Raw genomic sequence first — 13,708 nt, forward strand, 5'->3', positions numbered from 1 at the left:
AAAACTGCGAATAGTGACTGCGTTATTCCCTTAGTGAAAAATGGGGGCAGGCGCCTTCAAAGAAACTCAACTTCGTCTTTTCAAATTTTCATTTTTCCTCCAGGGTTGCAGCCAGTACAGGTTTACTTAATAACCAGCCAAAAGCTTCCCACTGTTTATTGATGGAGGTACCGGCCTTCCCTTCCACATACGCCTTTACGAGATCTTTACCATAATTATAATTGATAACGTAGCTTCTGTTTTTGCGGATAAAGCTCATCGACTTTTTAGCTTTGTCGTCATCCATGAGATAAAAGTTCTTAAGCCAGTATATTCCCTGAGCCTCGTTCATGGTGCCATTCAGCAGGCCTCTCGTTACTTCATTCATAACATAGTTTAGCTGCTCCGTGAGCTCAAGGGCTGTAAAATAACGTTCGATACCAGTCGTGTCCACGCTGGCTAATGGTAGGAGTACCTCTCTGGCAAATCGGACTTTTTCTTCGCCTGGGAAGGCGAGCGCGATCCCGTAGTTGGCGCTTCCTTCGGCAATAAATGACTGCGGACTGAACAATGGATAAAGCGATATTTCAACCCAGCCGTTGTCGTGGTAAAGATTTTTCTCGAGCAGCATGTTATAAACGTGGTGACCGGGATAACTCTCATGACTTGCGACATCGATGACGTCGTCAATAAGAATGTCAAGATCCGTGTTGACCTGAATCAGACTTTTGTAATTTCCTTTGTACCAGTTGTATCCTCCCCAGGGTTTGTCGGTGACAAATTCAAGATTGAAATTTTCACTGTCAGGCAATTCGAGATACTGTTGTGTGCGTCTCCTGCTTTCCGCAATTGCAGCTTGTATAACGGTATCAAGCTTGGTGGGAGGAATAACAAAACGATTCGCAAGCTTTTTAAACCTCTCGTTCACGGCTCCTTTGCCCGGTAGAATGTCATCTAGTGTGTGGACAATTTTTTGAAAATGAGAGGAGTCATACACCGGTGGTGTTACACCATAGAGCTCTTTACATTCAACCTCAAAGGAAGCAGAGTCGCCTCCAAACAATTTGACCCTTCGCTCAAACGCCTTTAGTTGAGCGCTCATCCACGTCGCACGGTTAGCAATCGTATCATTGTCGTGCGCATGCAAGGAATTCAGTGTGGTAGCTAAACTATTTATCTCTGTCAGAAAAGAATCTTTAGGAAACACTATCGATGCAGGATTAGTTGGTTTCAATGAGTCTGGTCCATAATACGCATCGACAAAGTCTTTATCATACTGTCCTATCGCGAGGCCTAAGCGCACGTATTGACCCGCCAACGCGTCTAGCTGTGCAGCCTCATCTGCTAAATCCGCCTCCTTGTCGCTGCACGAAGGCAAGCTCAGCACGGTAGCGAAAAACAGGAGATGAAGAATGGCTAAGGTCGATTTTTTCATTGGGAAATTTGATTTAATCCAAACTTGGTCGCTGTTGCATTAAGCACAGAAGTCTAATTCCTTTTGCTTATTGAAAAATACAAATTTATAAGCATCCCCCAAACCTTGTTTTACACAATCCCGTTATCAAATTGCTCTGCGGGGAAAGTAAAACGAGTCTTATAGAAATTAATGAAAGACGTGAAGCATTCGGATGCCTAACATTTTTTTGCGTCAAAATAAGTTTTATTAATTTGTCAGGCTACGACGGTTTGCGTGGGTGCTAGCGTATACTTGCCACGGTGGGGACTTGCAATATTCGAATTCGAATTTGAACGCCAATGAAAATTAGAAACCTCGTTGATCTGTTTACTATTCTTCCGGAAGACGAGAAAATAATGGTAGATGTATTGCGACAGATAATTGTCGAGACTCTTCCGAAATATTGCAAAGAAAAAATCTCGTACAATGTTCCATTTTTTTATGGCAACAAAGGCATTTGTATTATTTGGCCCGCCTCCATTCCCAGGGGAGGTATCAAAAAAGGAGTTCTTCTAGGGTTTTGGTATGGCCATAAATTAAATGGCCGCGATCGCTTTCTGTGTCATGGAACTAACAAGCAAATTTTTTATAAAATATACCAGCACATGGATGAGATTGATGAAAGACCAATAAAAAGACTTTTGAAGGAAGCGATCAAATTAGACAGCACTTTCAAAAAAGTACGCTAAGGTTGCTATTCTATTATTTCAATTCTTCAAAACTTCGCGTAGTCCATTCAGGTGTCAGACATTACACACCTACGGTCAAATAGTTAATCCCAACGTCCCGGTCATACCGTACCGCATTACTATCATTTAACAGGAGAATCCGTGCATTGTATGTTTAGTAAAACACCATCGGAAAAAAATTGAGACGGCGATGCTTTCCTCAAGGGAATATCGCTTTTATCGGCTCTCGTTTGTTATTATACTCGAAGTAAATCTTTTCTTCCTTTCCTTCAACGAAAAAAGTACTGTCAGTTATTGAATAGAGATTGAAGTTTCCCAGATACGGTATATTAACAATAAGTTGTCCATTCGTTTCTCTAAGAATCGTTACCGGGTCTCCGTCGTTGTCGTAATGTTTTTCGAACCGTTTTGTTTTTGACGGATCGTCGGCTATCAATGCAGGCCAGTGTTTACGATCGGGTTTGTACACGATCAGTTTGGATTCGTCGATGGTTGTTTTTATTTCTGTTCTCGCAGCCAAAATTTCTTTTACAATCTTTTTAATCTCGATCCAATCGACGGCGACCCATGGTTCAATATAAGTGTTTGCACGGTGAACGATGATCATGTCGCTGTCAGGGAACAACATCAACATATGCCCGCCCATGCCCTCTGCCGTGTAGCATCTCTGGTTGAATGCTTTGTGAGGTGGTATGTTCCAGGCATAACCGAAACCATACTTTTGCGTTTTCGGTGAATGCGCAGTTAGACTTTCCTTGACCCACTGTTCGGGTACAATTTGTTTATCACCCCATCGTCCTTCGTTCATGTAAAGCATTCCGAATCGTGCCATGTCGCGTGACGACATGTTGATGTGATATACAGGATGCAATGAGAACTTTTCGTAGTTATACCACGCATCGTGTGGAACAAAATCTTCCATACCAATCGGCTGGGCGATGTGATCAACAAATGCATCGGTAAGTTTAACATGCGTTTGCTGTTCGAACACGGTGTTCAATGCATTGAAGTTCCAGTTGTTATAAAACCAATGTTCGCCAGGTTGATGAATACCGCGTTTGGGCATGTGGTCGCCGCCTTGGCCTACCGATGGAAGGTATATGCCTGAGTAGCCGGTCATGAGTTGTTTTACAGTAGCTCTTTTTTCAACGTCGGTGAGTGGCGTTACCTCATCGATACCATATTCACCGATCGATTTATTGATATCGATCGCACCTTTAGATGCATAAATGCCTATGAGTGCCGACTGCGTTGCCTTTCTTGAAGAATGCATACGAAACCGGCGGCTGGCATCGCCCCACGATTGCACGATCGCTCCCTTATATATGATGAGCACGCTGGCAGAATTGTACTGGTCTGCGAGCTTGCGCGCTTGTTGAAGTTTTTGTGATGAAAATCCTGCTTCTTCGGGAGTTTCATATTGAAGCCATTGTTTTTCGGGCAATAGGTCTGGCGCTAAAGGAGGCGTGAATGCAAAAAATACAAACACGAATGGAAGATATTCTTTCATTGTTGGCACAAATCAAGTTAAAGCAAAATCTTCATTCTTTACAACAGCACGCCGCTCATCCGTCAATATGTTACACTTCCTTTTTCTATTGAAGTCTAAATTCAATTTTTTTCTTTTTATCGGAAGTACAATGTTTTATTACCCAATAAGTTTTTTTGCGCGAAGACGTCATAAATAATTTCAAGTAAAACTCCTTTCAATATAATGAACCATGTCTTTTGAAAGAAAAAATTGATACCCAGGGTGATTTAACGTGAATGGGCCATTTCAACTTAATCAATTTTTACATATAACATTACAGTATACGCTTAAGAATTAATATTCAAAGATTTTGAAATTCCCGGGGGATTGCGCCTCATTAGCCTTAAACATTGTATAGAACTAATGCATGTTTTCTTACATACGGGAGAATTTACAAATCACGAAAGATTTAAATAACACGAATATTTATATAATTGATGCTATTACTATCGACATGCCGAGAGCCTATAGCCCATCAGTGACCTGGTCAGAAAATCGATCTGCGCGTGAAGAAGCCATAAAATCCATTACAGCATTTGTATTAATAATGGTCAGCCTTTCATCACATGCACAAGTCGATTTACTGAAAGATATTAATCATACTATCGTTCAAACTTCCCAAACTACCATAGCATTAGACGATCCCCAGGATTTTATTGCGCTTAACAACAAAGTGATTTTTCGTGCTTATGACAATATTCACGGTTGGGAAATTTGGGTGACAGACAATACACATGACGGGACATATTTACTGAAGGACCTCTCAGGAACGTCATCTGAACCAACAAGTTTTACATTTTTAAACGGGTTCGTTTATTTCGCAGCAGGAACAGAAAGCAACGGACGAGAATTATGGAAAACGGATGGCACAACAGCCGGAACAGTTTTAGTAGCTGATATTAACCCAGGAGAAGGTACCGGATTGCGATTTCCCGATTTCATGACTGAACTTAATGGGGATTTATATTTTATCGCTGATGATGGAACGGGCGACGCCCTATGGAAATCGGATGGTACGGCCCTTGGAACGTCAAAAATAAAATCGATGACATTTGACACCAGTTCAGCTGGTCCATTCAAATTCGCTAAAACGGGTAATACGCTTTTTATTAACGCCTTTGATGATGAACATGGATATGAGTTATGGAGAAGTGATGGGACCGCAGCAGGCACCACGATCGTAAAAGATTTAGTTCCGGGAACAGACTTTGGGTTCCCGAGAACAATGACAACATTGAACACCGACATCTTCTTTGTCGCCTTTTCGCCGGCACAAGGCAAATTAAATCTATGGAAAAGCGATGGGACAACGGATGGGACATCCGCTATCCAAACCATAGACTCCGAAACGTCAGCATACCCGGCTGAATTAACAAGCGGCGCGGGACTAATTTTCTTTACTTCGGATGATGGCCTCACCGGTCGTGAGCTCTGGCGTACAGATGGCACACCGGCTGGTACGTTCATGATCAATAAAAAAACTTCCTGGGATAGAGTGGCTACATCTCCTGTCGATGTAAATGGCACGGTTTATTTTGTGTCCAACAGCGGCAACGGTAATGAGCTATGGAAGACCGATGGTACCGTTGTCGGCACGGTGTTGGTGAAAGATATTCATAATGGGCCATTATCGTCTTTACCCGCCGGATTAACTGTAGTAGAAGACCTGCTTTACTTTGTTGCCAACGATGGGATAAACGGCGAAGCATTGTGGCAGAGTGATGGCACTGAACAAGGCACCAAACTGGAAAAAGTTATTGGCGCGAACAGCGGGATTAAAAATATTATTAACGTCAATGAATCATTATTTTTTCATGCTGATGATGGGACAGGGTCCCATACGCGGTTGTGGTCCTACGATCCGGTAGAAAAAAAGGCAACCAATCTAGGATACCGTTTCACCTACAGTACTGATTTTAGTGCCTCAAGTGATCCTGATGACTTCATTAGGGTTAATGAAACTGTTTATTTTGGAGCTGATGATGGTATTCATGGCTTCGAACTTTGGAAGAGCGATGGAACATCCTCCGGTACTTCTCTAGTGAAGGACATTACTCCCGGTATTGGTGACTCGTACTTCTACGACCTAACACCTGCCGACGGACTATTATTTTTCACGGTCGATGATGGTGTACACGGAAGAGAAATGTGGAAGACTGATGGCACAACGGAAGGAACTGTTATGGTTAAAGATATTGAGCCCGGACCGGCAACGTCGTACCCCCAATATCTAGCCTTTCATAACGGTGAAGTATACTTTTCTGCAGAGGCAGGAATTGATGGAGCCGAATTATGGAAAACAGATGGAACGGAGACGGGCACTGTCATGGTTAAAGATATTTATCCTGGAGATTGGAATTCCTCTTATCCATACAATTTAACGAGCGTCGGCAATACGCTTTACTTTGTAGCCAACGATGATATTCACTTCACGGGGCTGGGTATATGGAAAACTGATGGAACAGCGGAAGGCACGGTCATCGTAAACAGTGCCGATTCACAGATAGGAGCAGTTGATTATCCCTGGATGAATAACAGATACCTGAAGGGTATGAATGGAATGCTTTATTTCAAAGCGTATACACCTGACGTGGGTCATGAGCTATGGAAGAGTGATGGCACGGCGGAAGGAACGGTTCTTGTAAAAGATATCAACGTTGGGTCTGCATCTTCATCTATTGAACAATTTACGGAGTTAAATGGTGTATTGTATTTTCTCGCTAATGATGGCGTAGGCGGTGACGAACTGTGGAAAACGGATGGAACTGAAGAAGGCACCGTCCTTGTAAAAGATATTTATCCTGGCAGTAATTCCAGTTATCCATGGGATTTGACTACCGCGAACAATCTTCTTTTTTTTACCGCCACCAATGAGCAAGGTGATTTATATCTCTGGAGAACGGATGGCACTGCAGCAGGCACTTTCCATATAGAAAGTAATCATCCCAATGCCAGCACAAAAAATCCGTGGCGTCTCATTAAAGGTGGAGAACAAATCTTTTTCACGAGCCTTCCGATTACATCCGAGCACCTTTGGAGAACAGATGGCACGCTTTGCGGAACCGTGCTGTTAACCGGAGAGCATACAGCAGGCATAGCTTTCTATGACTTAATTTTTTTGAACGATAAAGTTCTTTTTTCAGGAGCGATACCAGGAAGTGAATATGGAACGGAATTATACGCGTATCAAGTCGCAGGCATGCCACCAAGTCGTTGTCAAACTATTTCTTTCGATCCCCTTGTTACAAAGAAATATGGTGACGCCGATTTTACACTAACAGCATCCGCGGGTTCCGGGTTGCCTGTTCAATTTAGTATTGCAGATCCATCCATTATTTCAATACAAGACAACGTTGTAACCATACTAAAATCGGGGTCAACAACAATAATAGCCAGTCAGCCGGGTGATGCCTCTTTTAATTCTGCACCGGCAGTAAGTCAATTGCTTGTTGTGGAGAAAGCAAGTTTAACGGCATCTGCAGATGATCAAACCATATTTTATGGAGAGGCGATTCCGACGTTAACGATCAGTTACTCCGGCTTTAAGATGTTGGATGATGAAACTACAATTGATTCCCAGCCCATTGCCGCAACGGAAGCTATGCAGGGAAGTTTCCCTGCGCTTTACCCTGTTCTCCTTACCGGAGGATCGGACGAAAATTATACGATCACGCTTGTACCGGGTACATTGGCAATCAACAAAGCGAAACAAACGATCAACCTTTCTATATCAAACAAAACTTTGGGTGAGTTACCATTCACAGTCATTGCTACTGCTACCTCCGAATTACCTGTCACCCTCAGCACCAACTCCGAAAAAATTAATCTCAGCGGTCAAACAATAACGATGCTTGAGGCTGGCAACGTAACCATTTATGCATCCCAAAGCGGAAATGAATATTTTGAAGCAGCTCCATCAATTGAAGCAAATTTTTGTATCAATCCCGAAAAGCCAATACTAACTATCAACGGTAACAATACGGCAACTCCTATTATTGAATCCAGTAGTAGTTCTGGAAATCAATGGTTTCTAAATTCGATTGCAATAACAAATGATCAGTCTGTTCTAGAAGTGAAGGAAGGCGGGGTGTATACCGTTAGTGTAACACACGATAACTGTACAAGTGAATTATCAGATCCAGTCTCCATGATTGTAACCAGTATAAATGATGAAATTGTTGAAAAAATTGTGTTGTCTCCAAATCCCACTACGGAGAAGCTTTATGTCCAATTAAAATCGCTGCAAGCCAGCGTTAAAAACATTTCTATATTAGATGCTAAAGGAATGATAAGGGAAGTGATTCATATTCAAGATCAATTAGAAGAAGTTGAGATTGATGTGTCGGGCTACCCTTCAGGCCCATATATCCTGTTAATTAATTCTAACAATCTTATGTTTAGCGAAAAATTTATAAGGAGATAGCCATCAGACTCATGGCCCTTATATGCATTCCACAGCGCGATACATGATCCAGGATTGTCTTTAGTTTGTCTTTCGATTTCATTTTGTTGAATATGTGGTTTATGCCATGTTCCCCCGGTCTGATTCACGTATGAAAAGCACTGACATTGCAGAATTTGTTAGCGTTCCATGCTGTTAATTAGCGCATTCAATTTGCATAGTTTAAAAACTGTTAACCTCTATGTTAAAACACACCTGGATTGCCCTGATGCTAGTAGGCGCATCGTTAACATCCTCGGCTCAATTAAAAGTCACCGTCGGAACGCCTTACGAGGTGATCGATTCCCCGTCAAAGTATTACTTCTCGGAAAGAGGTCAGATACTTACCTTAAAAGTTGACAAGAAGCGTATCATTCTTCAGAAGATGGACGCGCAAACACTCGCATTTAAATCTTTGAAAGTTTATGAGGACTTTCCCAAAGACTATGTAATTGAAAAAGTTACGGAGTTTAAGAACCGTTACTATTTGTTTTATTCCTTATATGAAAACGATTCAGAGTTGCTTTTCAGTCGCGAAATTGATTTTGTAAAAGGAGAGTTTATTGGGAAGGGCAAGAAAATATCGACAGTTAACGAGAAGATTACCGGCTCACTGGCGGTATCGGGATTCTACAGGTTTTCGGTAGCGGACAAGTATGACTTCTATTTTTCATACGATTCTACTGCAATGGTAGTACAGTATCGCGTTAAACCTGATAAACGTAACGACGCTAAGAGCTATGATAAGATCGGCATGCGTATATTCGACAAAGATCTGAATGAAAAATGGAGTAAGAATATAGAGATGCCTTATACGGAAAAGAAGATGGACAACCTGGACTATTCTGTTGACGCTGCAGGAAACGTATACATTGTGACACGTGTATTCGATGACAACACCACAGACGTCAAGAAAAGAGGTGAGGACGACGCCAATTACCATCTTGAGATTTTGAAAGTGGCAGCAGGTTCGGGCACGATCTCGACTACGCAAGTACAAGTGAAAGATAAATTTGTGCAGAAGCTTTGGTTATATGAAGCAGCTGCAAAGGGCACAATGGTGTGCGCGGGATTTTATAATAAAGGCGAGAACACAGGCAATGCCGATGGCATCATCATGTTCAGACTCGGCCAGGATGGAAAGCTCACGAATATGAATACCTTCGAAATTCCACTGGAAATACTGAACCAAAATGTAAAAGGTAAGGAGCGAAGAAAGAACGAGCGAAAGGAAGGCGATGACGAAGCGGAGTTTTCAAATCTTGTACTGGAACACGTAGTGGTGCAACCAGACGCCAGCATTGTGTTGATAGGAGAAAAACAATATTCGAGAACTCATACGTCTTATTCAAACGGACGGAGCAGCTCTTATACAACATACCACGCTGAAGATATACTTGTTACAAAGGTAGATCCGTCAGGAAAGCTGGCCTGGATGAAAAAAATTCCTAAGCGACAACAAAGTGGTGTGGGTTTCTATGGCATATCGTATCGGTACTTTCACGCCGGGAACGTGCATCTGTTCTTATTTCTTGACAACGAAAAAAATATCACACTTGCTAAAGACAAAGTGCTTGCACCTGCCTTGCACGTAGATGGACAGGGAGGATTTCTAACCGCGTATGGAATTGAGGATAAAAGTGGTGTGGTGGTCCAGGAAACTATTTTGGATACGCGCAATGTAAATGGTGTAGAGGTTTTCCAATTTTCGCCAACGCGTCTTGTTTCTCCCCTACCCAATACGTTGGTGTTCGAGGCATACAAGAAAAAGAAAGAGGACGTCCTGGTCAAAATTGTGTTCTGACCTTAGCGCGGTTGAGAGTTTAATTTCATTTAAAGCTTGGCCTCTAGCCAAGCTTTTTGTTTTTATTCTGCTTTAGTTTACGGACGTTAGTCGAATCATTCAGGACCTACTATGTATTTAGTTTTAAAATTGTTCAAGAAAAATTAGATACTTGCATCTAGGACGCATTCCACAAAAGTGATTGAGTCTGGCTTTTTTGAGCTCACAAATGCTGAGAGAGACTTCATGATCAGAAAACTTCCTGAGACGAAAATTCTTTTTGAGAGCGACAATTAATAAACCCGATAGCACAAGTCTTCTGATTCACAGTTCGTCCATCACATTCCAACCATAATTGCTAATACAGGCGACGATTTTTCATTCACTTCTTAAGTTCCTAGCCGGGTTTTCAATTGATACTTTCCACGTTTGCGATAAGATTATTGTCAAGCCAATGGTAAGTAAAATCATTAAACTCGATAGCAGATCAGTGATGCCGAAGGCAATACGATTAGTAAAATTCATCAGGAACCATTGGCTCAACACATAGCCTATTGGTAATGCTATCACTGCTGCAATCAAAAGAAGCATTACAAACCCTCTCGAGAGAAGCGCAATTATCTGGTCAACCCTGGCGCCAATAATTTTCCGAATGCTCATTTCCCTTCTTCTTATCTCCGCCGTGTAAACGACAAGTCCGAGGAGGCCCATCGAGGCGATAGTGATCGTCATGAAGGTTAGAAATCCTAACATTGAAAATGTTGCCGCCCCTCCTTTTTCGTCTTTCAATTCCTTATCAATCCAGGTAAACTCAAAAACCTGGTCAGGATACATTTTTTTCCAGGCTGTCTTGGTGTCTTCAGGAACATTTTTTAACGGATGTCCTTCGGCTTCTACAACGGTATACCTAAATGCCAATGGGTCGTTTCTGATAATGAGTGGCTGAATGGGATTTCCATATCCATTGTCATAAAAATTTTTAACTACACCCGCGATTTTTCCCTTGACCGAATCCTCAAAAAATAACACATGCCCTAGCGCTTCACCGGTCGTTTTAAAGCCCAGCGCCACCGCTGCCTTTTCGTTCACCAGGATTTCCTCCGATGAATTTTCTGCGCTTGAAAATAAATGTCCATCGATTACTTTAAGATCTGCCATGACAACAAATTCAGGATTGCAGGAATAGTAGTTGAAGCTTATGGGTCTTTCATCTGTTCGTAGCAGGGAACCTTTTACTGTTAATGAGTTTCTATTCGTAAATGCGTTTGATGTAAAGCCAACTCTTTTAATTCCATTTACCTGTTCGAGACTGTGTTCGATTTGTTCCAGCTTTCCCGCCGACGGGATCATAAACTGATTAGTGCTACGGAAGCCGGGATCACTTTTTTCGAGAAACTCGAATTGTCGATTGAAAGCGGAGAGGAATACCAGGACTATCAGAGACAGCGTAAACTGAAACACCATCAGCACTTTTCTTCCTGAGAGATTTCCAAGTATTTTTTCAGAGCCAATGTTCCGGAGGACCCGCGCTGGCTGAAAGGAAGAAAGTATCCAGGCTGGCATCGCGCCCGAAAAAACTCCGGCGAGAATAGCAAACAACGTGAAGACGGACAATATGCCCAACCCTGGAGTTATCGCGGGAACCATTTCATAACCATCATTGAAGGGCTCGTATTCCAGGATGAAGGCAAAAATTACGTTTGCAATAAGTAAGGCGAGTATCGCCAGGATGACTGATTCAAGGATGTATTGAAAAAAGATCTGGTGTCTTTTTGCGCCTGATAGTTTGCGGATACCAACTTCTTTTCCTCTTGACAACCCCCGTGCAACGGAGAGGTTAGTGTAGTTAAACGCCGCGGCAGCCAGGATGATGAGTGCTACACCCGCTTCAGCTAGCAGGCTTCCCCTTGTAGGGCCCCGGCCAATTTCATGAACCATGTCGCTAATGCCTGGCGTAATAGAACGCAGTGGTTGTGCGTGGAAGTTAAATGAACCTTCCGACGATGACTTGTTTATCGCTGCGGAAATTCTCTTCAGCGTATTTACCAAAATTTCATTTTCAATACCGGACTTCATCTTCAAATAAGTGTAACCTTGTTCAAATGAATCCCATGTCGCGTGTTTCGTCGGTAGCTTACCCAGACTTTCCAGCAGGGGAACCGTTGATATCGACGCGAAAGCCGCAAAGGTTATATGCGACTTCTGAGCTGTAGTCTCAAGCACCCCCGTTACAGTGAAAATACCGAATTTCTTAAGCGATATTGTCTTTCCTGATGGATCAATATTTCCGAATAGCTTTACTGCAAGTTTTTCGGAAAGAACAATACTATACGGCTGAGATAAAGCGCTCGCAGGTTCACCATATTTGAGGGGAAAGGAAAACAACCGGAAAAACGATGCTTCCGCAAAAGCTCCATGGATGTCGAGTTCCTTTATGTCTGGGGTAGTAACATCATTCAGCGAGGGATAAAGTTGTGTTACCTGTTCAAACAAGATGGAGTCTTTCGAAAGCTCCTCTGCGAGCGGCAGCGGCGTGCTTGCAAAGTCCCATCGACTTCCATTGCTACTATTTATCTCCGAAATGACCCTGAATATTTTCTCTTTGTCTTGATGAAAGTTGTCGTAAGTCAGGCTGTCCATCAGCCGGACGAGAACGATCATGCACACTGACATACTAAGTGCAAGACCAATAATATTGATAGCCGAGAAAAGCCGGTTTTTTAAAATACTTCTCCAGGCTACGAGGATATAATTTTTCAGCATGCGGGTTTATTAAAATTATTTTCAATGATCGTTCCAGTATGAAAGTAAGCTGTACAGCTCACATATCCAGTTTGTCCCGAAAATAATGAATCAAATTGTTCGGTATGTGTCCGGGAGTGGGACGCTGGCTCAGCATAAATCCGTAACATAAGAGAACGCATACCATCCTGAAGAATTCACAATAGTGTTACTCGCGGAACGGATATTTTTGATCGGATGAAGAAATAACATGATGTTAAAAAAATCCGTATCTTTATTATGGTAATGTTATTCACTATACGTTATTCAGATACACCGTTCTAGTTTCAAAGTCGCCATCGGTTCTCACCGACGACGAAACAAAAATGATAACTTAAACTTGTCCTCTTATGAAAGCAACATCAATTAACCGGAAACATTTTCAGATTTTTGAAAGTGGACAGCAGATAGGTGAACTGGTTTATAAAGACCTGCTGTACCAGAAAGCCTCGATCGTACTGACAAGCAACGAACAATACAAACTGGCTCCAGTGGGTTTCTTTGATTCGAAAATTGTAGTTACTAAAAATGATACAGAAATAGCCAGTTTGGAGATGACCTGGAACGGCAAGATCGCCATCACATTTACCGACGGTCGAAAATATTTATTTACCCTGGACAGTTTCCTCGACGACAAATACAGCTTACAAAATGATCAACAGGAAACTTTGGTACAGGTCGATGCAAAATTTGACTGGAGAAAGTTTCGTTATAATTATGACATTTCGTACGACGTTACGAACAATGCTCAAAACGGTTATTTACTACCGCTGTTGGCTGTATATGCCGCTAATTATTTTATATCCGCCATGTCTGGCGCTAGTGCCGGAGCAATATAAGAATTGCTCATGGTCTTTTACCGATGGTGGTATCCGCTTGTTCGAACGGTTCTGTGCAACGGTTGAACAGGCTTGATCACATCCCATGTTCACTACTCCTACCTAAAATGATCTTCTTATAGGAACTTAAAGTTCCGTTGCAGTAGATACCCAATAGGCACTCCGTTAGATAATGTTAAACTATTTTGAGCTTTTATGCAGCATGCGAT

At 42.2% G+C, this 13,708-nt stretch carries 7 protein-coding genes; 4 read left to right on the forward strand and 3 right to left on the reverse strand.

Annotation, left to right across the window (positions count from 1 at the left end; all coding sequences use genetic code 11):
- Nucleotides 1-88: 88 nt before the first annotated feature.
- On the reverse strand, nucleotides 89-1,414 hold the full coding sequence (locus tag P2W71_RS27185) for a hypothetical protein (protein ID WP_276374621.1): 1,326 nt from the start codon (nucleotides 1,412-1,414) through the stop codon (nucleotides 89-91).
- 320 nt (nucleotides 1,415-1,734) lie between these two features.
- Between P2W71_RS27185 and P2W71_RS27190 the strand changes: the two genes are divergently transcribed.
- The gene (locus P2W71_RS27190; RefSeq protein WP_276374623.1) at nucleotides 1,735-2,124 is read left to right on the forward strand and encodes a DUF1801 domain-containing protein; all 390 of its coding nucleotides are present in this window, start codon (nucleotides 1,735-1,737) and stop codon (nucleotides 2,122-2,124) included.
- 199 nt (nucleotides 2,125-2,323) lie between these two features.
- Here P2W71_RS27190 and P2W71_RS27195 read toward each other — a convergent pair whose 3' ends face one another.
- Complete coding sequence (locus P2W71_RS27195; protein WP_276374624.1) at nucleotides 2,324-3,634, reverse strand: serine hydrolase; 1,311 nt, start codon at nucleotides 3,632-3,634, stop codon at nucleotides 2,324-2,326.
- Nucleotides 3,635-4,022: 388 nt separating this feature from the next.
- On the opposite strand from P2W71_RS27195, the gene P2W71_RS27200 reads away from it, so the two are divergent.
- On the forward strand, nucleotides 4,023-8,078 hold the full coding sequence (locus P2W71_RS27200) for an ELWxxDGT repeat protein (RefSeq protein WP_276374625.1): 4,056 nt from the start codon (nucleotides 4,023-4,025) through the stop codon (nucleotides 8,076-8,078).
- Nucleotides 8,079-8,298: 220 nt separating this feature from the next.
- Nucleotides 8,299-9,900, forward strand: coding sequence for a hypothetical protein (locus P2W71_RS27205; protein ID WP_276374626.1), 1,602 nt, complete (start codon nucleotides 8,299-8,301; stop codon nucleotides 9,898-9,900).
- 357 nt (nucleotides 9,901-10,257) lie between these two features.
- Here P2W71_RS27205 and P2W71_RS27210 read toward each other — a convergent pair whose 3' ends face one another.
- Nucleotides 10,258-12,642: an ABC transporter permease gene (locus P2W71_RS27210; RefSeq protein ID WP_276374627.1), complete on the reverse strand. Its 2,385-nt coding sequence runs from the start codon at nucleotides 12,640-12,642 to the stop codon at nucleotides 10,258-10,260.
- Nucleotides 12,643-13,010: 368 nt separating this feature from the next.
- Between P2W71_RS27210 and P2W71_RS27215 the strand changes: the two genes are divergently transcribed.
- Nucleotides 13,011-13,499 (forward strand): hypothetical protein, encoded by a 489-nt coding sequence (locus tag P2W71_RS27215; protein ID WP_276374628.1) that lies wholly within the window; start codon nucleotides 13,011-13,013, stop codon nucleotides 13,497-13,499.
- Nucleotides 13,500-13,708 lie beyond the last annotated feature (209 nt).

Source organism: Chryseolinea sp. H1M3-3, from assembly GCF_029360725.1.
GTDB lineage: Bacteria > Bacteroidota > Bacteroidia > Cytophagales > Cyclobacteriaceae > Chryseolinea.

Coding starts and splice junctions, on each gene's coding strand:
- P2W71_RS27185 (WP_276374621.1), bottom strand. CDS start 1,414: ATGAAAAAATCGACCTTAGCCATTCTTCATCTCCTGTTTTTCGCTACC.
- P2W71_RS27190 (WP_276374623.1), top strand. CDS start 1,735: ATGAAAATTAGAAACCTCGTTGATCTGTTTACTATTCTTCCGGAAGAC.
- P2W71_RS27195 (WP_276374624.1), bottom strand. CDS start 3,634: ATGAAAGAATATCTTCCATTCGTGTTTGTATTTTTTGCATTCACGCCT.
- P2W71_RS27200 (WP_276374625.1), top strand. CDS start 4,023: ATGTTTTCTTACATACGGGAGAATTTACAAATCACGAAAGATTTAAAT.
- P2W71_RS27205 (WP_276374626.1), top strand. CDS start 8,299: ATGTTAAAACACACCTGGATTGCCCTGATGCTAGTAGGCGCATCGTTA.
- P2W71_RS27210 (WP_276374627.1), bottom strand. CDS start 12,642: ATGCTGAAAAATTATATCCTCGTAGCCTGGAGAAGTATTTTAAAAAAC.
- P2W71_RS27215 (WP_276374628.1), top strand. CDS start 13,011: ATGAAAGCAACATCAATTAACCGGAAACATTTTCAGATTTTTGAAAGT.